General features: G+C 68.1%; 25 protein-coding genes. 8 read left to right on the top strand and 17 right to left on the bottom strand.

Translation table 11 applies throughout. The annotated features are described in order from the left end of the window. Window positions 1–71: 71 nt before the first annotated feature. The 3 genes from GQ464_RS16335 to GQ464_RS16325 all read left to right on the top strand — a co-directional run bounded on the left by GQ464_RS16335 (window position 72) and on the right by GQ464_RS16325 (window position 4,104). On the top strand, window positions 72–1,154 hold the full coding sequence (locus GQ464_RS16335; protein WP_166973724.1) for a lysylphosphatidylglycerol synthase transmembrane domain-containing protein: 1,083 nt from the start codon (window positions 72–74) through the stop codon (window positions 1,152–1,154). A gap of 21 nt (window positions 1,155–1,175) precedes the next feature. Next, the gene (locus tag GQ464_RS16330) at window positions 1,176–3,638 is read left to right on the top strand and encodes a HEAT repeat domain-containing protein (RefSeq protein ID WP_166973721.1); all 2,463 of its coding nucleotides are present in this window, start codon (window positions 1,176–1,178) and stop codon (window positions 3,636–3,638) included. A 211-nt stretch (window positions 3,639–3,849) separates the two neighbouring features. Further along, complete coding sequence (locus GQ464_RS16325) at window positions 3,850–4,104, top strand: hypothetical protein (RefSeq protein ID WP_166973718.1); 255 nt, start codon at window positions 3,850–3,852, stop codon at window positions 4,102–4,104. Here the strand turns inward: GQ464_RS16325 and rlmB are convergent. The 5 genes from rlmB to GQ464_RS16300 form a co-directional block, all read right to left on the bottom strand. Then, complete coding sequence (gene rlmB / locus GQ464_RS16320) at window positions 4,101–4,883, bottom strand: 23S rRNA (guanosine(2251)-2'-O)-methyltransferase RlmB (protein WP_166973715.1); 783 nt, start codon at window positions 4,881–4,883, stop codon at window positions 4,101–4,103. The two genes, GQ464_RS16325 and rlmB, sit on opposite strands and share 4 nt — an antisense overlap. A 6-nt stretch (window positions 4,884–4,889) precedes the next feature. Beyond that, the gene (locus GQ464_RS16315; RefSeq protein ID WP_166973713.1) at window positions 4,890–6,446 is read right to left on the bottom strand and encodes a hybrid sensor histidine kinase/response regulator; all 1,557 of its coding nucleotides are present in this window, start codon (window positions 6,444–6,446) and stop codon (window positions 4,890–4,892) included. A 26-nt stretch (window positions 6,447–6,472) separates the two neighbouring features. Then, a complete protein-coding gene (locus GQ464_RS16310; protein WP_262899678.1) occupies window positions 6,473–6,877 on the bottom strand; it encodes a response regulator in 405 nt (134 codons plus the stop codon). 255 nt (window positions 6,878–7,132) lie between these two features. Then, on the bottom strand, window positions 7,133–7,576 hold the full coding sequence (locus tag GQ464_RS16305) for a response regulator (protein WP_166973707.1): 444 nt from the start codon (window positions 7,574–7,576) through the stop codon (window positions 7,133–7,135). Window positions 7,577–7,800: 224 nt separating this feature from the next. Next, window positions 7,801–8,448: a response regulator transcription factor gene (locus tag GQ464_RS16300; RefSeq protein ID WP_166973704.1), complete on the bottom strand. Its 648-nt coding sequence runs from the start codon at window positions 8,446–8,448 to the stop codon at window positions 7,801–7,803. 247 nt (window positions 8,449–8,695) lie between these two features. Between GQ464_RS16300 and mpgS the strand changes: the two genes are divergently transcribed. Next, on the top strand, window positions 8,696–10,039 hold the full coding sequence (mpgS, locus tag GQ464_RS16295; protein WP_166973701.1) for a mannosyl-3-phosphoglycerate synthase: 1,344 nt from the start codon (window positions 8,696–8,698) through the stop codon (window positions 10,037–10,039). Further along, a complete protein-coding gene (locus GQ464_RS16290; protein ID WP_166973698.1) occupies window positions 10,036–10,875 on the top strand; it encodes an HAD-IIB family hydrolase in 840 nt (279 codons plus the stop codon). Before mpgS ends, GQ464_RS16290 begins: the two co-directional genes overlap by 4 nt. Here GQ464_RS16290 and GQ464_RS16285 read toward each other — a convergent pair. The 7 genes from GQ464_RS16285 to GQ464_RS16255 form a co-directional block, all read right to left on the bottom strand. Further along, window positions 10,856–11,623, bottom strand: a complete 768-nt coding sequence (locus GQ464_RS16285; protein WP_166973694.1) for an energy transducer TonB — start codon at window positions 11,621–11,623, stop codon at window positions 10,856–10,858. The genes GQ464_RS16290 and GQ464_RS16285 overlap by 20 nt on opposite strands. After that, the gene (locus GQ464_RS16280) at window positions 11,620–12,129 is read right to left on the bottom strand and encodes an NfeD family protein (RefSeq protein WP_166973691.1); all 510 of its coding nucleotides are present in this window, start codon (window positions 12,127–12,129) and stop codon (window positions 11,620–11,622) included. Before GQ464_RS16280 ends, GQ464_RS16285 begins: the two co-directional genes overlap by 4 nt. A 40-nt stretch (window positions 12,130–12,169) precedes the next feature. Beyond that, entirely contained in the window at window positions 12,170–13,585 is a 1,416-nt protein-coding gene (locus GQ464_RS16275; protein WP_228350372.1) for an NfeD family protein, read from the bottom strand. Window positions 13,586–13,609: 24 nt separating this feature from the next. After that, entirely contained in the window at window positions 13,610–14,362 is a 753-nt protein-coding gene (locus GQ464_RS16270) for a L,D-transpeptidase family protein (RefSeq protein ID WP_228350371.1), read from the bottom strand. Window positions 14,363–14,468: 106 nt separating this feature from the next. Continuing rightward, on the bottom strand, window positions 14,469–15,278 hold the full coding sequence (locus GQ464_RS16265; protein ID WP_166973689.1) for an HAD family hydrolase: 810 nt from the start codon (window positions 15,276–15,278) through the stop codon (window positions 14,469–14,471). Further along, window positions 15,275–16,108: an enoyl-ACP reductase FabI gene (locus tag GQ464_RS16260; protein ID WP_166973686.1), complete on the bottom strand. Its 834-nt coding sequence runs from the start codon at window positions 16,106–16,108 to the stop codon at window positions 15,275–15,277. Before GQ464_RS16260 ends, GQ464_RS16265 begins: the two co-directional genes overlap by 4 nt. 125 nt (window positions 16,109–16,233) lie before the next feature. Beyond that, a complete protein-coding gene (locus tag GQ464_RS16255) occupies window positions 16,234–17,109 on the bottom strand; it encodes an inositol monophosphatase family protein (RefSeq protein ID WP_166973683.1) in 876 nt (291 codons plus the stop codon). Window positions 17,110–17,318: 209 nt separating this feature from the next. Here GQ464_RS16255 and GQ464_RS16250 point away from each other — a divergent pair, with 209 nt between their 5' ends. After that, the gene (locus GQ464_RS16250) at window positions 17,319–18,107 is read left to right on the top strand and encodes a hypothetical protein (protein ID WP_166973680.1); all 789 of its coding nucleotides are present in this window, start codon (window positions 17,319–17,321) and stop codon (window positions 18,105–18,107) included. Here GQ464_RS16250 and GQ464_RS16245 read toward each other — a convergent pair. Next, window positions 18,083–19,162: a Gfo/Idh/MocA family protein gene (locus tag GQ464_RS16245; protein ID WP_272493481.1), complete on the bottom strand. Its 1,080-nt coding sequence runs from the start codon at window positions 19,160–19,162 to the stop codon at window positions 18,083–18,085. The genes GQ464_RS16250 and GQ464_RS16245 overlap by 25 nt on opposite strands. 188 nt (window positions 19,163–19,350) lie before the next feature. On the opposite strand from GQ464_RS16245, the gene GQ464_RS16240 reads away from it, so the two are divergent. Then, entirely contained in the window at window positions 19,351–19,917 is a 567-nt protein-coding gene (locus GQ464_RS16240) for an endonuclease dU (RefSeq protein WP_166973674.1), read from the top strand. 30 nt (window positions 19,918–19,947) lie between these two features. Here the strand turns inward: GQ464_RS16240 and GQ464_RS16235 are convergent, their stop codons facing one another. Beyond that, window positions 19,948–20,496: a GNAT family N-acetyltransferase gene (locus GQ464_RS16235; protein ID WP_166973671.1), complete on the bottom strand. Its 549-nt coding sequence runs from the start codon at window positions 20,494–20,496 to the stop codon at window positions 19,948–19,950. A 102-nt stretch (window positions 20,497–20,598) separates the two neighbouring features. Between GQ464_RS16235 and GQ464_RS16230 the strand changes: the two genes are divergently transcribed. Further along, window positions 20,599–21,969, top strand: a complete 1,371-nt coding sequence (locus tag GQ464_RS16230; RefSeq protein ID WP_166973668.1) for a GHMP family kinase ATP-binding protein — start codon at window positions 20,599–20,601, stop codon at window positions 21,967–21,969. A gap of 12 nt (window positions 21,970–21,981) precedes the next feature. Here the strand turns inward: GQ464_RS16230 and GQ464_RS16225 are convergent, their stop codons facing one another. The 3 genes from GQ464_RS16225 to GQ464_RS16215 form a co-directional block, all read right to left on the bottom strand. Further along, window positions 21,982–22,215: a hypothetical protein gene (locus tag GQ464_RS16225; protein WP_228350370.1), complete on the bottom strand. Its 234-nt coding sequence runs from the start codon at window positions 22,213–22,215 to the stop codon at window positions 21,982–21,984. 95 nt (window positions 22,216–22,310) lie between these two features. Then, window positions 22,311–23,459, bottom strand: a complete 1,149-nt coding sequence (locus tag GQ464_RS16220; protein WP_166973662.1) for an acyl-CoA dehydrogenase family protein — start codon at window positions 23,457–23,459, stop codon at window positions 22,311–22,313. Between the two features lie 53 nt (window positions 23,460–23,512). Beyond that, on the bottom strand, window positions 23,513–25,051 hold the full coding sequence (locus tag GQ464_RS16215; RefSeq protein ID WP_166973659.1) for an amino acid adenylation domain-containing protein: 1,539 nt from the start codon (window positions 25,049–25,051) through the stop codon (window positions 23,513–23,515). Window positions 25,052–25,054: the final 3 nt, after the last annotated feature.

Raw genomic sequence — 25,054 nt, 5'->3', positions numbered from 1 at the left:
CCCGGCACCGGCGGGTATGCCCCGGCCCTCCCCGTCAGGGGGCGTTCGTTCCGACCACCGGCTTTCAACCCATGACCCAGCGTACCCGCAAGATTCTGGCGCAGGCCGGCAGTTTCGTGCTGGCGGGGGGGTTGCTCTACCTGGCCCTTCGCGGCGTCGACTTCTCGGAGGTGGGCACGGCGCTTCGAACGGCCGAATACGTCTGGCTGCTTCCGCTGGCGCTGGTGACGATCCTGAGCCACCTGTTCCGGGCCTGGCGGTGGCAGGTATTGCTCGAAGCCCTGCCCGGCGAGACGCCGCGCCGCGTCTCCCTGCGTGAAGCGTTCGGCTCGCTCATGATCGGCTACATGGTCAATTATGCCGCGCCCCGGGCGGGGGAACTGGCCCGGTCGGCACACCTGGCCCGGCGGACCCGGCAATCTTTCAGCGGGGTGCTCGGCACGGTCGCCGTCGAGCGCCTCCTCGACGTGCTCGTGCTCGGGCTGGCGCTGGTGAGCGTGTTCTTTCTGCTGCTGGACCACCTCACGACCCTCGACACGCTTTTCTTCGCACCGCTTCGCACCCGGCTCGGGCCGGGATCCGTGCTGGTGCTCGGCCTGGGCGTGCTCGTCGTAGGCGGGCTGGTGCTGCTGGTCTACCGGCGCCTCGTGGCGGGCGGGCATGGCGGCTGGGCCGGGCGCGCCCGAACGGCGCTCCGGTCCTTCAAAGCCGGGCTGCTGACCGTTCTGCGGAGCCGCCGCCCCGGCGTGATCCTGTTCTCAACGCTGGCGATGTGGTTCTGCTACGCGCTGATGGCCTACCTCCCGTTCGTCCTCTTCGGCATGAACGATGCGTTCGGGCTGACGCTGGTCGACGCCTGGAACGTCATGATCCTGGGCGCCATCGGCGTCGCCCTTCCCTCGCCGGGTGGTACGGGCTCGTATCACTATATTACCATCGAAACGCTGGTGCACCTCTACGGCGTGGCGCGCAGTGTGGCCGCCTCCTACGCCATCGTGGCCCACGCCGGCCAGATGGTGCTCTATGTGATGCTGGGCTTTGCGTTCCTCGCCTTCCAGGGGGCGGGCCTGCGCACGCTCAGGGAGGTCGTGCGCGAGCCCGAAGCGCCCGTGACCGCACCCGGTCCGGCCGAAAGCCTGCGTCCTCCTGCCTAGTTCACCCTGCTCCCGTCGCCGATGCCACGCTGCTCCACGCTCCTCCGATCGCTGGCGGTGGCCGGATGCGCGCTGCTCGCCCTGCCGGCTGCGGCGCAGGAAACGCCACCGTTCGATCACCCGTTGTTCACGGGTCCGGTCCGGGAGGCACCGCTTCCGCCGGTCGAACTAGAGCACCTGCACCTGGATCTCCGGCCCGGCCCGGCACCGGAGCGCCTTGCGGGCCGGGTCACCCTCCGCCTCGTCGCCCTCGTCGACTCGCTCGACGCCCTGCTCCTGGCCGCCCCCGCGCTGCACGTGGATTCGGTGCACCTGACCCTCTCCGACACCCTGCGCCGCCCGGCACCGTTTCGCCTTGCCCCGCCGGACACCCTCCTCATCCGGCCGGACACCGTCCTCGCCGCCGGCACGCCCTTCGCGCTGGAGATCGCCTACACCGCCGCCCCCCGGCGCGGGCTGTATGCCACCGGCGCCTTCCGCTGGGCGAGCGACGAACCGGACGTGCAGGCCCACTGGACCCCCCTCCTGCACACCGCCGGCGACCGCTTCACCGCCGACGTGCGGTGGACCGTAAAAGCCGGAGAACGGGCCTACCTCTTCGGCCTCCCGAAGACCGGACAGGCCCGTGATGACGGCACCCTGACCTACCATTTCACCGCCCCCTACCCCGTCGCCTTTCACCACCTCCTCCCGGTGTCCGGCCCGCTCGCCGGCGGCGACACCCTGCCCGGCGCCCGCGTGACCGCGACCTACGCCGCTCCCCCGAACCGGCTCGACGCGGCAGCCCGCACCCTGGCCCACGTGCCCGAGGTGATCCGCTTCCTCACCGACCACCTGCGCTACCCCTTCCCGACGCCGGACCTTGCCCTCGTAGCCGTCCCCGGCCTCCATACCGGCGACGCAGCCGCCCCCGGCCTGGTGCTTCTGAATGCCGGCGACCTGCTCGACGAACGTGCCCGCCTCGACGAGAACCCGGACACGACGCTGGCCCGCCTGCTGGCCCGGCAGTGGTTCGGCACCCTCGTGGCGGCCGACTTCTGGACCGACCGCTGGCTCGACGACGCCTTCCCCGCCTACCTGGGCGCCCGGTTTGCCGCACACGTCTGGGGCGAAGAGGCGCTCGCGCTGCACATGGACCGCCTGGCACACACCTACCGGGCAGAGACGGCCCGCTACGTCCGCCCCCTCGTGTGGGATCGGTGGGAAGACCCGGCCCAGATGCGCGACGCCCACAGCCGCGCCAAAGGCGCCTGGGTCCTCTACATGATCCGCCAGGCCATCGGCGACGAGGCCTTCCGCCGGGTCCTCAACCGCTTCCTCTACGCGCACGACCGCTCCTCCGTCGAGACGGGCGACTTCGTGCGGGCGCTCGAAGCCGAGACCCGTCGAGACTGGGGGCCGTTCTTCGACCAGTGGGTCTACGCCGCCGGCCATCCGGTCCTGGAGGTCGCGTACGCGCATGACGCCGCCACCGGCCGGCTCGACGTGACCGTCCGGCAGGTGCAGGAAGGTCCTCTGGTGCCGGAGGTCTTCGAGGCCGAGGTCGTGCTGGAGGTCGAAACGCTGGCCGGCACCGAACGCTTCCCACTCCGCCTGCACCGGCGAGAGGCCCGGTACACGTTCCCGCTGCGCATGCCGCCGCGCTTCGTCGTCTTCGATGCCGGGAGCACGCTGCTGGCCGAGGTGCGGATGGACCAGCCGGTGACGGCCTGGGTCGCCCAGCTCCGGGATGCCGCCGCGCCGGTCCACCGCCTCCGGGCAGCCCGGGCGCTGGCTACCTTCCGGGAGCACCCGGACCTGCTCTTCGGTCTCCGGTCGGCCCTGGCGGGCGAGCCGGACGCCACCGTGCGGGCTGCCATCGTCGAGACGATGGGGAAGGTGCCGCCCGCCCCCAGCGTGGAGCGGGCGCTGCTCGACGCCCTGTCGGACCCCGCACCCGCCGTCCGTGCCGCTGCCCTCGACGGGCTCGGCGCCTTCGCCGGCTCGGAGGTCGTCGCCCGCCGTGCGGTGGAGATCGCCAACACCGACCGGAGTTACCGCGTGCAGGCGGCCGCCGTACGGGCCCTGGCCCGGATCGGCGCCCCGCAGGCGCTCGACGTGATCCGCTCCGCACTGATCACCCCTTCCCACCGCGACGTCATCCGGCAGGCCGCCCTCACCGGCCTGGCCCGGCTCGACCTGCCGGCCCGGACCGCCCTCGACCTCGCCCTGCCCTACACGGAAGCGACGCACCCCGCTCCCGTCCGCATCGCCACCCTGCCTCTGCTTCACGCCCTCGCCGGGACGCAGCCCCGCGCCCGCGAGCGGCTCTGGGCCCTCCTCGACGACCCCGACCCCCGGGTGCGCCGGGCCTCCCTGCAAACCCTCCTCGCCGACGGCCCCGCCGACCGGGCACGGCTCGAACGTCGCCTCGCCGAAGAACCCGACCCCGACCTCCGCTTCCTGCTCCGCCGCGCCCTGGAACGGCACGCTCCTTCCCCCTGATCGCCGCCGGCCTCAACCCACCGCAGACACCCGCGGCTCGGTCCGCTTATCGAACAACTCGTCTCGCCGGCCCGACCGTTCGGGTCATTTCCCCGGGTATGGAAAATTCCTTGCCCTACTCTTCTCTTCGAAAAAGGGTTACCCGAACCCGATCCCTTGGCGACACGCTCCCCACAGACACCGTACTTCCACGAACCATTCCGTCAAACCCATGCAAGCTGTGGCCAATCCAGAAACCAAGAACCCCCTGTCGGGCCTGATCAGCGACGAGGTCTATGAGGTGCTGGCGAGACACAACCTGCTCAACGAAAAGGGGGTCCGGGACTATCAGATCCGGAAGCGGTTTCGTGCCTTACGTCGCCAGAACGTGCCGGCCTACGACGCCATCGAGCAGTTGAGAGAAGACTATCCGTACCTGCAGTTCGACACGATCCGCAAGATCGTCTACAAGCTCAACGGGAACTAACCCGGGTTGCCGGTCCGTGCCCGCATGGCGACGAAGAGCAGGATGCCGGCCGCCACCGAGGCGTTGAGCGACTCGGCAGGGCCCCGCATCGGGATGGAAACGAGGTAGTCGCACGCCCCGGCGACGCGGGGACGCAGGCCTTTTTCTTCGTTGCCGATCACGAGGGCCAGCGGCCGGTCCCAGTCCATCTCCCACAGCGAGGTGGCTCCCGTACCGGCCGCGCCGGCGACCCAGTAGCCGCGTTCCTTCAGTTGCTGGATCACGTCGGCGAGGTTGCCCGCGCGGGCCAGCGGGACGCGCAGGGCGGTGCCGGCGCTTGCCTTGATGGTCGCCGCGTTCAGGGGCGCCATCCGGTGCCTGGGAACGATCACCCCGTCGACGCCGGCCGCCACGGCACTGCGCAAGATGGCGCCGAAGTTGTGGGGATCTTCGATCTGATCCAGCAGCAGCAGGAGCGGACGGCGGGCCCGGACCGCGTCGGGGTCCGGCGCGATGTGGTTGAGCAGCGCCTCCACCTCCAGGTAGGCGACGGGGGCCGCCACGGCCGCCACCCCCTGATGGTTGAGTCCCGGGGCGAGCCGGGCCATCCGCGCCGCCGGCACGAACTGGACGGGCACCCCGGCCTGCGTCGCGGCCCGCCGGATCGCGTGAATGGCGGCTCCGCCCGCCCCCTGCTGGATCAGGACTTTCTCGATCCGTCCCTCGTCCCGGGCAAGGGCCTCCCGCACCGGGTTCCGCCCGACGATCAGGTTCTCGGGCACCGCTGGTTGCTTTCCCATGAACCCCTAGCTTTCGTTCGCAGAGAGCGCCCGTGAAGACCGCAGGGTCGTTGCCGTCGAGAAGCGGCAGGAGACCTGCGTTCCGCCCTCCGGCAGGTTCCGCACCTCCAGGTCGGCCTGGATCATACGGGCCCGGTACCGCATGATGTGCAGGCCCATGCCTTCCCGCCGGGCTGCTTTTTTCGGGATGCCCACCCCGTTGTCGCGCACGGTGAGCGTGACGCTGGACCCCTCGCGCGCGAGGATCACCTGGAGCCGGGTAGCCCGGCTGTGGCGCATGGCGTTGGTCAGGGCTTCCTGCGCGATGCGATAGAGCTGGGTGGCCACCTCCGGGTCGCCGATGGAGACCGGTTCGTCCACGTGCAGGGTGCACGGGATCCCCCCCAGCCGCTCGACGGTGTAGACCAGCCCCCGCAGGGCCTGCGTCAACCCGTCCTCCTCGACGCTGACCGGGCTCAGCCCCTGCGCGAGCGCCCGGGCCTGCGTCATCGCCTCGGCGATGAACTGGTCGATCTCATCGAGCATCTCGGCCTCGGCCTCGATGCCCCGCCGTTGCAGGCGCTGCCGGAGCCGGGCGATCTTGAAGCGCACGCCACCGAGCAGTTGCCCGAGGCCGTCGTGCAGATCCCGCCCGATGCGCCGCTGCTCCCGGCCGCTGATCTCCAGGATCTCCTTCTCGAGCCGCTTGCGCTCGGTGACGTCCACCATCGAGATCAGCACCCGGGAATAGTCCTGCTCGTGCCCCGGCGGAACCGTCCAGCGGAGCGTCACGTCGCGACGGTTGCCCTTCAGCGTGCGGGCCACGGCCTCCAGCTCGAGCAGCCGTTCCCCGCGGTGGATGGCGAGCAGTTCCTGCTTGAAGGCCTCGCCCATCTCGCCGGCGACGAGCACGGAGGCCGTCTCCTGCAGCGGCCCGGCGCCGTCGGCCTCGAAGAGCTGTACCGCCGCTTCGTTGACCGCCAGGATGCACACGCGATGGGCACAGGCCCGCACGACCTCGGGATGCTGGTCGAAATAGTCCCGGACGTCCTCCTGCTCGGTGAGCGGCAACAGATCCAGGAAGGTCTTCACACCGGCATAATCCGCCTCCCAGATGGCGACGGGCGAATGGGCAAAGAGACTTCGGAAACGGATCTCGCTCTCCCGAAGGGCCTTCTCGGCCCGCCGCCGCTCGACGATGTGCCCCCATTCCCGCAGCACCCGCTCGACGATGCGGGGCATCTGCACGAGCATGGCCTCCGACTTGACCACGTAGTCCAGCGCTCCCGCCTTCATGGCCTCGACGGCCACCTGCTCGTCGCCATGGCTGGTCATGATGACGACCGGGAAAAGCGGCATGCCGTCTTCCACGACCAGCAACTCGATGCCGTCCCCGTCCGGCAGGCGCAGGTCGACGATGGCCAGATCGGGCAGACTCCGTTCCAGTTGCCGGCGTGCCTCGGCCAGCGTGTCGGCATGGCGCAGGTGCACCGCCTCGCCCCGGGCCTTGAACGCCCGCTGCACCAGGGCGGCGTGCGCGGCCTCGTCCTCTACCAGCAGTATGTCGATGCGGTCGAGGTCCATCCTTTGCTAATGCCCGGCAGGAGGGGTCAGATCCACGGGTAGTGGTTCCACTCCAGCCAGTAGTACCGGAACGCCTGCATGAAACGCCTGAATCGCTGGAAATCCAGGGGTTTGACGACGTAGCTGTTGGCCCGATATTCGTACGCACCGGCCACGTCCTGCTCGGCCTCCGAGGTGGTCAGGACCACCACCGGCAGCAGGCGCAGCTCGCTGGAATCCCGGATCCGGCGCAACACCTCCAGCCCGTGCACCCGGGGCAGGTGGAGATCCAGCAATACGACGTGAGGGCGTGGTGCGGCATCATGCTCTCCACGACGAAAGAGAAAGTCCAGCGCCGCTTCCCCGTTCGTCAGGTGGATGATCTGATGCGGTACATCCCCCTCACCCAGTCCTCGTTTGATCAATGCCGCATGGGCCGGATCGTCTTCCACGAGCAAGACCCTGAATGGTCCCTGTTCCATATCCCCTCATCCCCACGCGCATCCGGGTTTGCCCTTCCGAACCGCACGGACTTCATGACGCAGGCCGGAATAGACAAAAAACGCAATGCCCGGCAAGCAAAACAACGATACCTCAAAAAAAACCGGCCGGCCAACCTGCACCGGCCTTCGATCTATGACCGCCGTTTCAACCTGCAGGCGGCGGGTGCTTCCGCCGGAACCCGGTCCAGACGGAGAAGCCAGTATTCACACCCCGGCAAAATAGTTCCACTTCAGCCAGTATTCACTCATCCCCTCCATCATCCGGGAGAAGCGTGCAAAGTCGACGGGCTTGACCAGGTAGCTGTTGGCGTGTCGCTCGTAGGCTTCGGACACGTCGCGCTCGGCGGAGGAAGTCGTCATGATGACAACCGGAATCTTCTTCAACCGTTCGTTCGACTTGATCTGCCGCAAAACCTCCAGCCCGTCTACGCGCGGCAGGCGCAGATCGAGCAGGATGACACAGGGCAGGTCATGCTCCGTTCGCCCGGCAAACATACCACGCCGAAAAAGGTAATCCAGCGCCGATTCGCCATCGGATACATGCACGATTTTGACATCAAAATCATATTCTTCCAGCGTCCGGAACACGAGTGCGGCATGGGCCACATTGTCTTCGACCAGCAGTATCGTGGCAGGCACCGGCTTCATGGCGATGGGGTTAGCGTGGGCAAGACGGGGGTTGGGATGAACAGGACGCGCAAATATAAGTCAACTCGAGAAACCTTGCTTGTCGCGAATGAGCAAGAAAAAAATGCCCTTTTTCACATTGCCTTCACACGCCCCGTTCCTGGTCGCCGGGTTGCGCCGGGGCCCCCTGCATGGTTTCGCCCGCCGAAAGCGCCGGCTTTTCAGGCCCGGGCCTCCGGCTCGGGTCATCCGGCGTCGTCCTCCGCTTCCCCGAGGCCCAGCACCCATTCCTTGGATTTCTGATAGAGTTCCTGCCGGCTCTTGAGGTGCATGCGCGTGCGGATGTGGTCGATATGGTTCTGAATGGTCTTCGGGCTCCGGTTGAGTTGCTCGGCGATCTCGGCGACCGTGTTGCCCTCTCCCAGCAGCTGAAAGATCTGGATTTCGCGGTCGGTGAGTACATCGGTGGGCGACTTTTCCACCTTGCCCATCAGGAGCTGATCCTTGACGCGCTGGCTGGCATAGACCTCCCCCTGCAACACGGTTTTGATCGCCTTCAGCACCGTCTCGGGTCCCTTGTCCTTCATGACATACCCGCGGGCTCCCATGCGGAGCACCCGGTCGGCATACCGGATCTCGTCGTACATGGACAGGACAAGGATATGCAGCTCCGGCCAGCGATACCGGATATCCTGGATCAGGTCGAGCCCGCTTGAACCCTTCAGCTGGAGGTCCACCACCACGAGGTGTGGATTGGTCCGTTCGATCCCGGTCAGGGCGTCGGCTACGTTGTCGGCCACCCCGCAGACCTGCAGCCCGGGTTCTTCGTTCACGTAGCCGGCCAGACCTTCCCGGTAAATGGGGTGGTCTTCCACGATAAAGATGCGCGCCATAGCAACTTACCGTTAGCCGGTGAAGACAAAAGACTCCGCCACAGATCATCATCCCACCCCCGACCTTTCCCAACCCACCGCCCGTCACAATATAACGGTTTTTTTTCTGCGAACCGATTTTTAACACAACCCTTCCGCATACGCCGGGTATTTATAGGGGTAGTTTGTTCAATGTCATACCGACAGGCGGCTCTCGGGTCCCTGTGCGCCACGTCTCCGCGATTGTTGAACCATCACCCCCAGGACCATGCGCATCGAGATCCCCCGCGAAGCCGAGCGTTTCGGCGCCAACCATATCTACGGGCTGCAGAAGGTCTACGAGTTTGACTCCGGCCCGCATCATGAAGCCTCCGGCGACGAGGACAGCGTCATCCAGCGGCTCTCCTACGAGCAGTTGTACGAGATCGAAAAGGAGATGGCCATCGTCGTGCCGATCCGCGACGAGAAGCTGAAGCTGCTGGAGGGGGTACTCTTCGGCATTCCCCACCACTGCCTGGTCATCGTCGTCTCCAACAGCAAGCGGGAACCGGTGGACCGCTTCACCATGGAGCACAAGGCCCTCGAGGTACTCGCCCGGTTCACGCGCAAGCGGCTGTTGCACCTCCACCAGAAGGATCCGGTCCTGTCCGATGCGCTGGCCCGGGCGGGCTACGACTACCTGCTCGACGAGGACGGGCTCGTCCGGGACGGCAAGGCGGAGGGCATGATCGTGGCCACCCTGCTGGCCTGCCTGGCGGGGAAGCGCTACGTCGGCTTCATCGATGCGGACAACTACTTCCCCGGGGCCGTCCACGAGTATATCAAGGAATACGCCGCCGGGTTTGCCCTGAGCAACTCGGACTACTCGATGGTGCGGATCGCCTGGAACAGCAAGCCCAAGATCGTCCGGTCGCACCTCTACTTCGCCAAGTGGGGCCGGACCTCGGTGGTAACCAACCACTTCCTCAACAAGCTCGTCAGCCACTACACCGGCTTCGGCACGGAGGTCATCAAGACGGGCAACGCGGGTGAGCACGCCATGACGATGGACCTGGCCCTGCAACTCGACTATGCGACGGGCTATGCCATCGAACCCTACCACTACATCAACCTCTGGGAACGCTACGGCGGGGTGGTCGGGAGCCTTTCGTCGGACATCATCCTGCGTCACGTGGAGATCTTTCAGATCGAGTCGCGCAACCCGCACCTGCACGAGGCCAAGGGCGAAGCCCACGTCGACCAGATGATCCTGGCCGCCCTGCAGACCATCTACCACTCGCCGATCTGCCCGGAGGAACTCAAGCGGGAAATCGTTCAGGAGCTGCGGGAGCGCGGCATCCTGGGGCCGGGCGATCCGGTGCCGGAAGGCACCTACTACCCGTCGTTGCACCGCGTGGACCTGGAAACGCTGCGGAAGGCGCTGTGCAACGAGCCCTACGCGCCGCTGCTTGAACGGTCGTCCCGGCCGGATGCTCCGCCGTTGCCGCAGGCCGCCCCCGCCGGCCGGGAAACCCTCGAGAACGGGCACCTTGGCGATACCGGAGACGAGCTGCCCGAGGAGGCGGCCGCCCCGGCGCTCGAGAACGGCAAGACCGACGCGCCCCCGGCATGACGCGCAACGCCCGCCTACCGGTCATCGTGACAGACCTCGACGGCACGCTGCTCGACTTCGAGACGTACAGCCCGGCAGCGGCCCGTCCGGCCCTGGAGCGGGCCCGTGCCGCCGGCTGGCCCATCATCTTCTGCTCTTCGAAAACCCGGGCGGAACAGGAGGTCTACCGCACGGCGCTGGGCCTCGACGAGCCGTTCATCGTAGAGAACGGGGCGGCGCTCTTTGTGCCGGCGGAGGCCCGCACCCGCTGGTTCCGGGGCCGCACGCTTCCCGCCGTCTTTGCGTTCGGCGTACCCGCTCACACCGTCCGGAAAGCCCTGCAGGCGATCCGGGCCGAGACCGGCCTCCCGTTCCGCGGCTTCAGCGAGATGCCCGTGGCCGAAGTCGCCGCCCGCACGGGCCTGGACGAGGCGGCTGCCGCCCGGGCCCGGCAACGGGACTACAGCGAAACCATCGACGCCCACCTCACACCGGCCCAGTGGCAAACGCTCGACGAGGCGCTGGCCGCCCGGGGGCTGGTGCGCTTTCCCGGCGGGCGTTTCCATACGATCACAGGGGCGGGCAGCGACAAGGGACGCGCGGTCCGCCACCTGGTACACCTGCTGCGGGAGGCCGGCCACGACGTCCTCACCATCGGGCTGGGCGACAGCCCCAACGACGCCCCGCTGCTGCGTGCCGTCGACCGCCCGTTCCTCGTCCAGCGACCGGATGGCTCCTGGGCCGACCTCGACGTGCCCGGCCTGACCCGCGTCGAAGCCGCCGGGCCGGCAGGCTGGGCCCGGGTCCTTCACGCCCTGCTCGACGAACCCGGCGCCCCTACGTCGAAGGCGCGCTGAAGGTGAGGTTGAAGCGCGTCCACGAGGGAATCGGATCCGACTTGCCCCCGCGCAGCAGGTAGGCCGGCTGCCAGCGCATCTCGGTGACGGCCCGCAGGGCGATGCGGTCGAGCACGGGATGCACCCCTTCGAGCAGCTCGACGGCCGCCGGCTCGCCCGACGCATCGATATAGACCTGCATCCGCACGACCCCGCCGACCCGCTTTTCCCGGAGGCTGTCCGGATAGGGTACCACGATGTCTTCCCCCAGCCGGCGCACGGCACGCGGCTCCAGGAAGTGCCGGCGGATCACCTTGTATCCCTCCCGTTTGTATTGCTCGACCAGTTCGCGCGGGTCGCCCTGCACCGACGCCTTCATGATGCGCGGCACGACGTACTGTTCGAAGAGCGAATCGATCACGGCGGGCTGGTTTCGGTAGAGCCGGACCAGGCTCTGCCGGACGGCCTGCGCCAGCTGTTGCCGGATCAGGTCGGGCCGGCCGGCCAGAGCGGCCCCGCCGGCATAGACCGGCGCCCGGGAGGCGATGCCCATCTCCTCCAGCGTGTCGAGCCGGCGAAAGGCCACGGTGGTGTCGATCCCTTCGCGCCACCAGCGGCCGTCGGTGGCCTGCCACCCGGCCGGCGGTCCCAGCTCCGGCGGCGCCTCCTCCGGCGTTGCACAGCCGAACCAGCCCAGCAGCACCAGTCCGATCAACCCGAGAGGGTACCGGACGCCGCCGCGATATGCTTTGCCGACATGAACGCTCATCCTTCTCCGGAAGATTGTGAGGCATGGGCTTCAGCCAGGCGCACGAAGTGGCGTCGCCGGTCCCGGGCCACGATACGCACCCGGCTGCCGGCGGCGATGAACTCCCCCTCGGTGACGACCTCCAGCCGCTCCCCCTCGACCTCGATGATGCCGGTCGGACGCAGGGGGGTCAGCGCCACGCCCACCTTCCCCAGGTAACGCTCGCGCTGCTCGCTCTCGCGGCGCGCCAGCTGCTCGTCCCGACGGAGCGTCGTCGTCAGGACGAAGCGATCCCAGGCGCCGGACTGCCATAGCCAGTAGAAGAGCCCGGCCCCGACGACGACCGTGCCGAGCAGGGCGATGACGCCCCCGATCCACCCGGACTCCACGAACATGAAGCCGAGCGCGAACACGATGCACAGAAAGCCCAGGATCCCCACCACATTGAAGCCGGGCACGAAGTAAACCTCGGCCACAATCAGCAGCAAGCCGGCGATGATGATGGCAATGACCAGGAGGAGTTCCAAGGGTTCGCTGGGTTTGGAAGCACACGGTGGGGTTTACGGGTCAGGCCGGAGAGGTTTCGCCGGGCTCCGCCTGCCGGACTTCAACCCGGCTGCCGCGCACCCGCACGACCCGCACGGGCGCACCGGCCGGGATGAACTCGCCGGCCGTAATGACGTCGACGCGCCGCTCGCCGATGACGGCCGTACCGGCAGGTCGCAGCGGCGTCAGCGCCATGCCGGCCTGGCCTTCGAGCTCGAACGGGGTGTCGGCCGACGTGTATCCCTCGGCGCTCGAAAGCTCGGGCGCCAGCACGAGCTGGTTGAAACGCTCCGAGCGCGGCAGATACCGGCCCAGCGAAAAGACCAGCACCAGAAACAGCACCAGCGTGACGGCCAGCGTGGTGATGGCCGACGTGACGGCCTCCCCCGACGGGAAGTCGAAACCGATGTTGCCGATGAGGCCGGCACCGAGGGCACCGACCACCAGCACGATGCCGGTGATGCCGGCGATCCCGAAGCCGGGTATCACAAAGATCTCCAGCAACAGCAGCAGCACCCCGATCACGAAGACCGCAATCTCCCAGCTCTCGGCGAGCCCGAGCAGGTAGTGCGGCCCGAAGAACAGCCCGGCGCCGATCAGCGCCATCAGCCCCGGAAACCCGACGCCGGGCGTCTGCAACTCGAAGTACAGCCCTCCGAGCATCATCAGCATCAGGATCGACTGCACCACCGGCGACCCGAGAAAACGGAGAAACGTCTCCAGCCGGGTCGCGTGGTGCTCGATGCGCGCGCGGCCCGTGAGGCCGAAGGCTTCGATCACGGCCTCGAGGTCCGGCAGGACGGCATCAGCCACGCCAAGGGCGAGCGCCTCCTGGGCCGAGAGCGTCAGCACCTGTCCGGCCGGCGAGACGCCTTCGACCTCCAGGTTTTGATCCACCATGGCCTCGGCGATGCGTGGATCCCGGCCGTTGGCCTCGGCGGTGGCCCGCATCAGCCCGCGCATGTAGCTCTGGTACTTGTCCGGGGCGGCCTCGCCGCCGGCGCCCTCGACCACCGTCGCCGCCCCGATGGAGGCCCCGGGCACCATGACGATCCGGTCGGCCGCGTACGAGATCAGCGCCCCGGCCGAAGCCGCGTTCCGGTCGATGAAGGCGACGGTGGGCACGCCGGCATCGAGCAGGTCTTTGCGAATCCGGTCGGCCGCGTCGACGAGGCCGCCGAACGTGTCGAGGTGGAGGATGACCAGCGCGGCCCGGGCCGCTTCGGCCTCGTCGAGGGCGCGGTCCAGGTAGCGGGCCAGCCCGTTGTCGATCAGGCCGTGTACGCGCACGACGTAAACGGGCCCCTCCGCATATCCCGTCTCGAAGGCCAGCGGCTTGGGAGTGCGGTCCTGTGCCTGCCCCGTGCCGGCACACGGCAAATACGCGAGCAGCAGGCCGATGACAACCCCGATCCGCTTCATGTTTCTCTCCGTCATGCTCTTTCAAACCGGCAGAACGGCTCAGGGTTCGATCAATACCGGCGTGCCGACTTCGACCAGCTCCCAGAGCTCGTCCATGTGCCGGTTCAGCACCGCCACGCAGCCCTGCGTCCAGTTGCTGCGGGCCCCGGTGCCGTCGCCGTGGATCTCGATCCAGCCTCCCAGGGCCGTGTTCATCGGCGGCATCCGAAACTCCCGCTCGGCCCGCAGGATGGCTTCATACTGGGAAGGGGTGATGAGGCCCTCCCGCAATCCCCGTTCGGCATCTTCGGCGGTGGGATAGTTGAGCACCAGCGCCCGGTAGAACTGGCTGCGCGGGTTCTTCGACGCCACGAAAAAAACCCCGTCCGGCGTGCGCCAGTGATCCGGCTCGTAGCGACTGCCACGCCGCACCTTGTCGGCGAAGAAGTTTTGCCCCAGGTCCACCGGATAGGCGCGCACCTGATGGCCGCCGCGATAGACGTAGAGGGTCTGCCGGCGCTTGGAGACGAGGATCCACACGTTGGAGAGGGTCGAGGCGTGGGCGTACCCGCGGGCGCCGTCCCGGGTACGCACGAGCCGCCAGTCCCCCTGTTCGGCGAGCACGAAGACCGGTTCCCGGAAACTGAGTTGTACGTAGGGCCGGGTCGAGTCCGGGGTGCTGTAGAGCATGGCGTTCCGCCGAACGGCATAGTAGACGGCGGCGTCCCCGTCGACCACGGGGCGCATCGACTGGGCCACGCCTTCGAAGGCACAGCAGCACACCAGCAGCAGACCGACAACGAAACGCCCCATCCTGCACCCGGGTTGAGCCTGTGACAGCGACCGGCAGGGGCCGGGCTGCCAGGGTGATCCTTTCACGTCACATGATGCCCGAAGTTGCAAAATACGGGCCGAATCGTCAACCCTGCGCGTCCTGAGGAGCCCGCGAGACGGCGGCCCCGGGCGGGGTGCCGTCCGGCGACCGGCCGTTGTGCCGGCGGCACCAGGCATACGCCTCCAGCACCCCCTCGATGACGGCGCCGCGCGTCACGTGCCCCACCTGCTCTTTGACCGCCGCCGTGGCGTTGGCCGGCGCGAAGGCATACCCCACCACGCCGAGCGCGCCGAGGTCCCCCTCGGTGTCGCCGATGAAGGCCATGGCCTCGAGCGGCACGCCGGTCTGTTCCGAGAGCCAGGCGATCCCCTGCTCCTTCGTCAGATGCGCCGGCACCACGTCGATGGACGCCGACGTCAGGAGCACGCGAAAGCCGGGGTAATGCCGCGCCACATGCTCCTCCACGACGGGAAAAAGGCGGGCCACCTCGTCCGGATCCGGCCCGATGACGCCGGCCTGGGTGCGCTTGCCCATGTCGTATATCATCGACGTGCCCCGGATCCGTTCTTCCAGCCAGTGCCGGATCGTCGCCAGCGCCGCCGCCAGGTCTTCGGAGAAGGCCGGATGCCAGGATACGCGCGCCCGCACCGGGTCGAACAGGCCGGCCCCGGCCTCGAAGAGCACCGGCACCTGCAAACCGAGCGCCTGTGTGACGGCCTCGACGTACGAATAGGGACGCCCCGAGCAAAGCGTGAAGGCGGGCCACTCCGGGTGATGCCCCACCGGTCCGGCCGTCGACACCAGCGCCGCCAGTTCCTGAAACCGCCGCAAGTCATAGGGCCGGTACGGTTCGGCCAGGCACCCGTCAATGTCGGAGACGAAGAGTCGAATCATGGCTTCGGGGCGAGGGCGGTTTTCAGGTCCTCGATGAGCTCGTCCGAGATCCCCATGGCCGAGAAGCCACCGTCGTGGAAGAGGGTCTGCATGGTTACCATCCGGGTCAGGTCGCTCAGAAGCGTGACCACGTAGTCGGCACAGCTCGCGGCGTCGGCATTGCCGAGGGGGGCGATCCGCTCGGCAAACTCGAACATGGCGTCGAAGCCGGCGATGCCGGAACCGGCCGTGGTGCGCGTCGGGCTCTGCGAGACGGCATTGATGCGGATGCGTCGTTTTCCGAGCCGGTATCCGAAGGAGCGGACGATGCTTTCGAGCAGCGCCTTGGCGTCCCCCATCTCCGAATACTTCGAAAAGGTACGCTGTGCCCCGATGTACGACAGCGTGACGATGGAGCCCCCGTCGGCCAGGACCCCGGCTTCGAGCGCGTGATGGATGATCCGGTGCAGGCTGATCGCCGAGATATCGAGCGTCTTCTGATACCAGGCGTAGTTCAGTTCCTCATACGGCCGGTCTTTCCGCACGTTGAGCCCCATGCCGATGGAGTGTACGATGAAGTCGATGGACCCGAAGGCGGCCCGGACCTCCTCGTAGAGGGCACGCAGGTCGTCGTCGCTGGTGGCGTCCGCCCAGAGGACAGGGCTGCCGGTACGCTCGGCCAGGGCCTCGAGCGAACCCAACCGCCGGGCCACCGGGGCGTTCGACAGGGCGAAGCGCCCGCCTTCCCGGTGCACCGCCTCGGCAATGGACCAGGCGATGCTGCTCTCATTGAGGGCACCGAAGATGACCCCTTTTTTCCCTTTCAGTAGACCAAATCCCGTTGCTTGCATGGTTTTCCGGATGCTGGATGTCGCGTTTCGAGGCGGGCGCGGCCTGTTTCCGCGTTGCACCGCCGAACGGCAAAGGTAGGAAACCCGCCCGTGCCGTGCCACCGCCGGGCCGGGCGGTGACGGTTTCAGAGCCGGATCTCCCGCAGGGGCGCCAGGACCTCACAGAGCGCCCCGTGGAGGAGGCCGTTGGAGGCCACGATCTGCCGGTCGAAGACCGGGTTGCCGTCCCCGCCGAAGTCGGTGACCTGCCCGCCGGCTTCGATGACGAGCACGGTGCCGGCCGCCACGTCCCACGGCTGCAGGCCCGTCTCGAAGAAGCCGTCGAACCGCCCGCAGGCCACGTAGGCCAGGTCGATGGAGGCCACCCCGTGCCGCCGGACCCCGCGGGTCTTCAGCAAAAACTGGCGGAGCACGCCGAGGTAGGCGTCCAGGTGTTCGAAACGGCGATAGGGAAAGCCGGTAGCCAGCAGGCCCTCCGCGAGCGCCGCCGTACGGCTGACCCGCACACGCACCCCGTTGGCAAAGGCGCCCCCGCCCCGGATGGCGGTGAACAGCTCGTCACGGGCCACGTCGAGCACCACCCCGAGCACGAGCGTATCCCCTCGCTGGAGGGCGATGCTGACGGCATACGGCGGGACGCCATGCGTGAAGTTCGTCGTGCCGTCGATGGGATCGATGATCCAGCGGTGCCCGCCCGCCACGGGATCGATGCGCCCCCCGGTGCCCTCCTCGGCCAGCACGTCGTAGCCGGGGAAGGCGCTGCGGAGCGTGTCGATGATGAGGCGCTGGGCCTCCTCGTCGACGTGGGTGACGAGGTCGTGCGTACCTTTCTCCCGAACGTCCCCCACCTGGCCGGCGTGCATGCGGATGAGGTGTGCGGCGCGGCGGGCTGCCCGCACCGCCACATCCCGCTCGGCTTCATACCGTTGGGCCGGCCAGGGGGGCACACCGGACGCATCCTGCCTCGGGGACGAGGCGGTGTTCTCTTCGTGTGAAGCCATGGTGTCGCAGCGAAATCTTCGTTCGGGATCGCCGGTCCCAACGCCCTGCCGCGCCCCGGCCCGCAAGCGGCCTGCCGGCATCTTTTCACGATTTTGACGACGCCGGCGGAGCCTCACCCGGCGCCGGGCGTTGGTCCGGTCAGGCGCCGTCAACATACGGAAGCCGCCGCTTCGATACCGCGCTCCCCGCTCGCCACCCGACGTTTTCGATGAAGCTCCAAAGACCGACCTGGCAGCCCGTCTTCCTGCTGGGGTTGCTGCTTATCGGCTGCCGGGCCGGAGACGTCCCCGAAGGCGCCCCGGCCGCCGAGACCGGGCCGTCCGCCACGCGCGACACGGCCCTCGCCGTTCTCTCCACCCTGCGCCGCGACGCCTTCTCGGGCGCCTTCGCCGCCCTTTCCGCCTACCGGTATACCCGGTACAGCCGCACCGAACAACTCGACGCCGGGGGTCGCCGGATCGCGTTCGCCGAGCAGGTGGTGCGCCACGCCGGTCCCGCCCCGGAACACATCCGGGTCGACTCGGGCGGCACGTTCGACTTCGGCTTCTTCCGCCGCTTCGTCTCGCCGGCCCGCCCCACGGAGTCGCCCCGGGACCTGAGCCCCTACCTGCTGGCCGAGGAGCCGGCCTTCCTTTCGCCCCGCAACCGGGACGCTTTTTCCTACCGCCTGCAGCCGGACACGCTGATCTGGGATCGGCCGGCACAGGTCGTCGAGGTACGTGCCCGCCCGGTTGCCGGCGAAGAGCAACGTGTCCGGATGGCCCGCCTCTACCTCGACCGGGCCACCGGCGAGCTGATCGCGCTGGCCGTCGCCCGGCTCGATCCTGCCCTGCTGTTCCGGGAGGAAAGCCGCTACTTCGCCGCCCTGCGCCCCGTCGGAGACAGCACCTGGGTGCCCCACCTGGTGCGTTTCCACACGCGCCTCCACCTGCCCCTGCTGCCGCCCCGGCAGTTCCGGATCGTCTCCGCCTACTACGCCTTCGCCCCCGGAGGCTGACCCGCCGCCCACCGGCTCACGTCGACGGCCGTACCCGACGCATCCGAGGCGAAGCAGGCGTCGAGCACGCGCTGGATGGCCGCGCCCCGGTGAAAGTCGGGGTCGGCCCGGCGGCCGGTGCGGATGCATTCCAGAAAACGTTCCTCGTTGGCCGGCACCGGCGGGCACGTGACCGTCCTCCACGTGACCGTATCGACGTCTTCTTCCAGGCACACGTCGAGGAGGTCGTAGCCGCGGTCGAGGTCGATGCGGAGGGCACCCCGGTCGCCGTGCAGTGTGAGCGCGATGGCGTTCTGGTAGCCGGTGGCCCAGCGGCTGGTGTGGATGACCCCGGCCGCCCCGCTCTCCAGTTCGGCGACGATCAGCGCCGAATCGTTGGCGTCGAGCACGTAGGGGCCGATGCGCTCGCCTTCGGCCTTCGGAAACGTCTTCAGCCGGCATTGCACGGAACGGAAGTCGCCGGCGGGAAAGCTGACGAAGTCGAGGATATGCACGCCGACGTCCCCGAGCACCCCCAAGCTGTGATGAGCCGTCGAGAGCCGCCACAGCCAGGCCGGCTCGGTGCGCCAGTCGCCCCAGACCTTCGAGGCGAGCCAGCTCTGCAGGTAGTGTGCGGAGAAGTGCATGATCCGCCCGAGGGCTCCCGCCTCGACGAGCGCCCGGGCCTTCTGGAGCGCCGGGCTGCGCCGGTACGAGAAGTTGACCATGTGGATGATGCCGGCCCGCTCGGCGGCCTCGGCCATCGCCCGCGCCTCCTCGTAGTTGAGGGCCAGGGGCTTCTCGCAGAGGATGTGCTTGCCGGCCGCCGCCGCCTTGATTGCGATCGGGGCATGCACGTGGTCGGGCGTCGCCACCACGACGGCGTCGACCCGGGCACGTTCGAGCAGGGCATCGACATCGGTGTAGGTTTCGGGCACGCCGAACGTTCTGGCGAACGCCTCTACCCGCTCACGGTCGATGTCACAGGCCGCCGCGAGGGTGCACCCTTCGAGGGCACCGAACACCTTCGCGTGATGGTGGGCCATGCCCCCCGTTCCGATAATGGCGAGATGGATCATCGAACCGTCGTCCTGGTGGAAAAAACGAGGCCGGAAGCTAGAACATGCGTTCGACTCTTGCAATCCGCCCCCGGCACCATCGACCGGCACGTCGTGCCCGCAAGATTCCTTCCACCTGCCCGGAATGACACGCGGGCCGTATGCTTTGCCTGCAACCGGCCATCCTCCCCCGATCTGCACCGACCATGCCCCCTGCCCGCCCCCATCTCCTCGGCATCGACGATGGACCGTTCGACCGTCGACGGGACGCGACCGTCCCGCTGGTGAGCGTGATGATGGAAGGGGCCGACCTCGTGGAGGGGGTGGCCGTCGGCTCGTTCCCCATCGACGGCGAGGGGGTGACGGCCTACCTGGCCGAATGGATCCGGGGCCAGCGGTGGCGTGCAGCCCTGCAGGGCATCGTTCTCGGCGGCATCTCCATCGCCGGGCTGGCGCTGGTGGACGTGACCGCGCTGGCCAAGCGGCTCGACCTGCCGGTGCTCGTCGTCACCCGGCGGAACCCGGCAGGCAGCACGCTGGGTACGGCCCTGGAAGCCGCCGGTCTTCACGACCGGCTCCCGCTGCTTGCCCGCACGCCGCCAGCCCGGCGCCTCGCCGGCGGGCTGTATGTGGCCTGGGCCGGCACCGACGAGCCGACAGCCGCCCACCTCGTCCGGGCCTCGTGCCGGAAAGCGAACGTGCCCGAACCGCTCCGCCTGGCCCATCTCATCGCCACGGCGCTCGTGCGCGGTGCCTCCTACGGACGGGTCTGAGAGTCCCCCGGATGGCGCGTGCCGCGCACCTCACAGATCCCGAACGGCCCGTTTGACGGTCAGATCGTCCGGAACCGGCTCGATGCGGAAACCCAGTCGCTCCGCCAGCCCGAGCATGGGCTGGTTCTCGGCCAGGATCAGGCCGATCATCTGCCGGAAACCGTGGTCGCGGGCGATCTCCATCAGGCGCTCCATCAGTCGCCTCCCGATGCCTTGCCGCTGCCAGGCGTCCGCCACCACTACGGCGAACTCACAGCGGTCGGCATCGAGAGCCGCATAGCGTGCCACGCCGATCTCCACCTCTCGCCCGTCCTGTTCCACCACCGCGATCAGCGCGTACTCGCGATCATAGTCGAGGTGGATGAAGCGGTCGAGCATCTCGGGCGAGAGCTCGTCCAGTACCTGCATGAAACGGAAATAGCGGGCACCGGGCGAGAGGTGCCGCACGAAGTCCTGTTCGATCCCGGCATCCTCGGGCCGGATCGGGCGTATCGTGACCGCCTCGCCGCCGGGCAGGACGAAGCGCTCGACAGGGTGGCCGGGACGGGAAGGCGGCTTTATCAGAACGGTCTCTTGCACGTTGGTCTCCGGAGTGGTATCGTCCCGTGAACGGCAGGGAAACCGGGAAACCCTGCCCGTTTCCGGTGTACGCACACGTCCGCCCGGGATTGCATCCGTACCGTGAAGCTTGGACAAATAACCGAGACCGCCTGCCTGATCGAGCGGCTGCTCCCGGCAGGGTTACACGAGCCGGAGGCGCTCCGCCTGAGCGCCCTCTTCCAGCGGGCCGCACGGGCGCTCCGGCGAGCCGGGGCGGGACCGGCGACGCCGGTGGAGGCCTTTTTCGTCCCCGGTCGCATCGAAGTGCTGGGCAAGCACACCGACTACGCGGGCGGGCGCAGCCTGGTCTGTGCCGTGCCGTATGGCTTCGCCGTGGTCGCCGTCGCCGGGCCGGACGCCACGCTCACCCTCCATGCGACTGCTTCCGGGGAGGTCGTCTCCTTTCCCGTGTCGTCCGAGCTGCCCCCCGTCGCCGGGCACTGGCAACACTACCCCAGGACCGTGGCCCGGCGCCTGGCGAAAAACTTCGGGCCGGGCCTGCGCGGCGGCGCCCTCGCCTTTGCCTCCGACCTGCCGCCGGCCGCCGGCCTGAGCAGTTCGAGTGCCTTCGTCACCGCCGTCTTCCTCGCCCTCTCCGCCCTGAACGGCCTGGAAGCCCACCCCCGCTACCGGCAGGTACTTGCATCGCGCCTCCGGCTCGCGGCCTACCTCGGTGCCGTCGAGAGCGGGCGGGCCTTCGGGTCGCTGGCGGCCGAACACGGCGTCGGCACGCAGGGCGGCAGCGAGGACCACACCGCCATCCTGTGCGGGGCGCCGGACCGCCTGCGCCTCTTCGCCTACACCCCCGTCCGCCTGCTGCGCGACCTGCCCATGCCCCCGGCACACGTCTTCGTCGTAGCCGCCAGCGGCGTCGTGGCCGAGAAGGCCGGCGCCGCCCGGGAACGCTACAACCGGGCCGCGCGGCAGGCCGCCGCCATCGTACAGGCCTGGAACACCGCCACCGGAGACGACGCCCCCCACCTCGGCGCCCTCTTCACACGGGAAGGCTTTTCCCCCGACCGCCTGCGCCGTCTCCTGTCGTCCCGGGCCGCCCCCGACGGCCTGCTCGACCGCTTCGAACACTTCTTTCATGAGGACCGGCGCCTCCTGCCGGCAGCCGTCGAGGCCCTCGAAGCCGGCGACCTGGCGACGTTCGGGCAGGTCGCGGCGGAATCGCAGTCCCGGGCCGAGCGGCTCCTGGGGAACCAGGTCCCCGAGACGATCCATCTGGCCCGTGCGGCCCGGGATCTCGGGGCCGTGGCGGCCTCGGCCTTCGGCGCCGGCTTCGGCGGGGCGGTATGGGCCCTCGTCCCCGAAGCGGAGGCGGCGGACTTCGCACGCACCTGGCAACGGGACTACCTGGCCCGCTTTCCCGGGCACACGGAGCGGGCCCAGGTCCTGATCACCCGCCCGGGACCCTGTGCCTTCGCCCTTGACGACGCACACGGGTAGGTGCGGAACGCCTCAGGGAGCCGGTGCCTGTGTGCCTTCCGGCGCGGAGCCGGCCGGCGGGCCGTCTCGCCGGAGCGTCTCGATGCGTCGCTGCAGGTCCGCGTCGTTCGCCGTCGAGACGTAAAGATGGGCGGCCCACGCCGAGAGGGCCAGCGCCAGCAGCAGCGCCGCCAGCAGGAGCAGGCGCGTGGTGCGCGGCCGCAACGTGCGGATCTCGGGCGTCGACGGGGTAGGAGAAGAAGACATCACCGGGCGGGACATGATGCAGTTTCCGTATTGCGTATGCTGGACAGCCACTACGCCCTGCGGGGCACCATGGTTCGGGCTCTCGTGCTTCCGGACTACAACCCGAGCCACTTGGCCAGCATGTTGCGCTGGATCTCGTTCGTCCCCGAATAGATCTTCCCGCCGACGGCGTCGCGCAGGACGCGCTCGACCTCATACTCGGTCATGAAACCGTTCCCGCCGTAGATCTGCACCGCGTCCAGGGCCGTCTGGAGCAGGGCCTCGCTGACGAACACCTTGGTCACCGAGGCGTCGACGGCAACGTCCCGGGCCTTGTCGAGGCGGGTGGCGGCCTTGTAGGCCAGCAGGCGGGCCGCCTCCAGCCGGATCTTCATGTCCACGATCTTGTGAGAGACGGCCTGGTACTTGCCGATCTTCTGCCCGAACGCTTCCCGCGTGCGGGCGTAGGCGACGACCTTGTCCAGCAGCCGGTGCATCGTGCCGCAGTGCATGGCCCCGATGCAGACCCGCTCCCACTCCATCGACTGTGTGAAGATGAGCGTACCGGCCCCCGGACCGCCGAGCATCGCCTCCTCCGGCACCCATACGTCTTCGAGCACGATCTCGCCGATGGGGGAGGTGCGCAGCCCCATCTTCTCGAACTTCTGCCCCGGTGCAAAGCCCGGTGTGTCCTTTTCCACGAGAAAGACCGATATCCCCCCGTAATAGCCTTTCTCCGGATCGGTCACGGCGTAGACGACGGCCAGGTCGGCCACCGGACCGTTGGTGCTCCAGATCTTCGTCCCGTTGATACGATAGCCGTTTCCCTCGCGTACGGCGCGCGTCTTCATGGCATAGGCATCCGACCCGGAGCCCGGCTCCGACATGGCATTGACGGCGATCAGGGTTCCGCTGGTGAGCCCCGGCAGGTATTTTTCCTTCTGCGCCTCGCTCCCGTGCTTCCATACCGGGATCACACAGGCCAGCAGATGGGCACAGATCGAGAAGGCAAGCCCCCCGTCCTCACAGCCATAGCCGAAGGCTTCCAGGGCGATGGCCGTCGAAAGCGGATCGAGGCCCACCCCGCCGTATCGTTCGGGAACGGGCAACCCCTGCAGACCCATTTCACCACACTTCAGCCAGAGGTCGCGGGGAAACGTCTGGCTGCGATCCCGCTCGATGACGCCGGCATTCAGGTTTTTCCGGGCGAAACGGATGATCTCGTTTCGGAGTACGCGCTGCTCCTCACTCAGGTTGAAATCCATGGGAAAAGGCGGGCTGAACGGGCAACGGACGAGGAACACGGCGGGGCGGCGCCTCACGCCATGGCCTTGAGGCGCTGGTAGTCGATCTTGTCCGTCGAGGTTTTGGGTAAGGCATCGAGAAAAACGAAGCGGTCGGGGATCATATAGAGGGGCAGGTTGTCGGCGCAGAACTGCTTGAGGCGGATGATGGAGGGTTTGGCTTCGTCCGTCCAGTTCATGAATGCCTTGATGAGTACCCCGTTCTGTTCATCCGGCAGGGCCACGACGGCCGCTTCGGTAACGGCCGGGTGCCGGTAGAGGGCGGCCTCGATCTCGCCCAGCTCGACGCGGTAGCCCCGGCGCTTGACCATGCGGTCCCGCCGCCCGACGAAGAGGTAGCAGCCCTGGCCGGCATCGCGTACGACGTCCCCGGTCTTGTACCAGCGCGTACCATCCGGATCGACGTGAAAAGCCGTCGCGTTGCGTTCCGGCAGGTTCCAGTAGCCCCGCATGACGGACCCGCCGCTGACGATCAACTCCCCCTCCTCCCCCGCAGGCACCGGGCGATAGTGCTCATCGACCACCCGGCACACATCGCCCGAACAGGCATAGCCGATGGGATACGGTTCGGTACGGTCTTCGGGAACGGGCAACTCGACCTCGTAATAGGTGCACACGTTCGTCTCGGTGGGACCGTACAGGTTGAAATACCGGGGATGGGGCCAGTACGCGGTCAGCGCCCGGAGGTGCTTCACCGGAAAGACCTCGCCGGCGAAGTTGACGATGCGGAGCGCGCCGTAGTCGTGCTGTTCCATCCGGCCGTACTCGACCAGCAGGCGCAGGATCGACGGCGTCGAGTACCAGGCCGTGATGCCACGCTCGGCGATGACGCGGGCCAGCTCGGCCGGCTGTTTGCCGAGGTCCTCGCCGATCAGCACCAGCGTCGCCCCGTGCTTGAGCGGCACATAGAGATCGAGAATCGACAGGTCGAAGTGAAAGGGAGCGTGGGAAGAGAACCTGTCCTCGGGAACGGGTTCGAAGACGCTGGAGCACCAGTCGATGAAGCTGAGGGCGCTGGCGTGGGTATGCATGACCCCCTTGGGCTTACCCGTCGAGCCGGAGGTATACAGGATGTAGGAAAGGTTGTCGGTATCCGGCACCGGAATCGGCTGCGGCGGCATGCGCAGGAGCACCAGGTCTTCACCGAAAGGATCCAGCTCGTCCAGGGAAGCGACCGCTTCGGGACCTTCCCCCTCGTACTGCGCCTCCAGCCCTTCCACGCGCGAGCGCTCCACGACCGCGGCCCGGACGGAACAGTCCTTGAAAATGAAGGCGTTGCGGGCCGGCGGCGCCCCGGGATCGACGGGCACATAGGCGGCCCCGGCTTTGAGCGCCCCGAAAAGCGCCGCCACCACACCGATGGACTTGGGGGCATAGAGCCCGACGCGATCGCCGGGCTGCACGCCGAGATCCAGGAGCCGGTCCCGGAGCCGGTCCGAGGCACGATGCAACCCGGCATAGGTGATCCGAACATCCCGGGAGGGATCCTCTACGGCGATGCGCTCCGGAGCGCGTTCTGCCGATTGGACCAGAAGCTGGTGGAGCTGGTTCATGGA

The sequence above is a fragment of the Rhodocaloribacter litoris genome, assembly GCF_011682235.2.
Lineage (GTDB): Bacteria > Bacteroidota > Rhodothermia > Rhodothermales > ISCAR-4553 > Rhodocaloribacter > Rhodocaloribacter litoris.
This window is presented reverse-complemented; position numbering and strand designations above follow the sequence as displayed.

Coding starts and splice junctions, on each gene's coding strand:
- GQ464_RS16335 (WP_166973724.1), top strand. CDS start 72: ATGACCCAGCGTACCCGCAAGATTCTGGCGCAGGCCGGCAGTTTCGTG.
- GQ464_RS16330 (WP_166973721.1), top strand. CDS start 1,176: ATGCCACGCTGCTCCACGCTCCTCCGATCGCTGGCGGTGGCCGGATGC.
- GQ464_RS16325 (WP_166973718.1), top strand. CDS start 3,850: ATGCAAGCTGTGGCCAATCCAGAAACCAAGAACCCCCTGTCGGGCCTG.
- rlmB (WP_166973715.1), bottom strand. CDS start 4,883: ATGGGAAAGCAACCAGCGGTGCCCGAGAACCTGATCGTCGGGCGGAAC.
- GQ464_RS16315 (WP_166973713.1), bottom strand. CDS start 6,446: ATGGACCTCGACCGCATCGACATACTGCTGGTAGAGGACGAGGCCGCG.
- GQ464_RS16305 (WP_166973707.1), bottom strand. CDS start 7,576: ATGAAGCCGGTGCCTGCCACGATACTGCTGGTCGAAGACAATGTGGCC.
- GQ464_RS16300 (WP_166973704.1), bottom strand. CDS start 8,448: ATGGCGCGCATCTTTATCGTGGAAGACCACCCCATTTACCGGGAAGGT.
- mpgS (WP_166973701.1), top strand. CDS start 8,696: ATGCGCATCGAGATCCCCCGCGAAGCCGAGCGTTTCGGCGCCAACCAT.
- GQ464_RS16290 (WP_166973698.1), top strand. CDS start 10,036: ATGACGCGCAACGCCCGCCTACCGGTCATCGTGACAGACCTCGACGGC.
- GQ464_RS16285 (WP_166973694.1), bottom strand. CDS start 11,623: ATGAGCGTTCATGTCGGCAAAGCATATCGCGGCGGCGTCCGGTACCCT.
- GQ464_RS16275 (WP_228350372.1), bottom strand. CDS start 13,585: ATGACGGAGAGAAACATGAAGCGGATCGGGGTTGTCATCGGCCTGCTG.
- GQ464_RS16270 (WP_228350371.1), bottom strand. CDS start 14,362: ATGGGGCGTTTCGTTGTCGGTCTGCTGCTGGTGTGCTGCTGTGCCTTC.
- GQ464_RS16265 (WP_166973689.1), bottom strand. CDS start 15,278: ATGATTCGACTCTTCGTCTCCGACATTGACGGGTGCCTGGCCGAACCG.
- GQ464_RS16260 (WP_166973686.1), bottom strand. CDS start 16,108: ATGCAAGCAACGGGATTTGGTCTACTGAAAGGGAAAAAAGGGGTCATC.
- GQ464_RS16255 (WP_166973683.1), bottom strand. CDS start 17,109: ATGGCTTCACACGAAGAGAACACCGCCTCGTCCCCGAGGCAGGATGCG.
- GQ464_RS16250 (WP_166973680.1), top strand. CDS start 17,319: ATGAAGCTCCAAAGACCGACCTGGCAGCCCGTCTTCCTGCTGGGGTTG.
- GQ464_RS16240 (WP_166973674.1), top strand. CDS start 19,351: ATGCCCCCTGCCCGCCCCCATCTCCTCGGCATCGACGATGGACCGTTC.
- GQ464_RS16225 (WP_228350370.1), bottom strand. CDS start 22,215: ATGTCTTCTTCTCCTACCCCGTCGACGCCCGAGATCCGCACGTTGCGG.
- GQ464_RS16220 (WP_166973662.1), bottom strand. CDS start 23,459: ATGGATTTCAACCTGAGTGAGGAGCAGCGCGTACTCCGAAACGAGATC.
- GQ464_RS16215 (WP_166973659.1), bottom strand. CDS start 25,051: ATGAACCAGCTCCACCAGCTTCTGGTCCAATCGGCAGAACGCGCTCCG.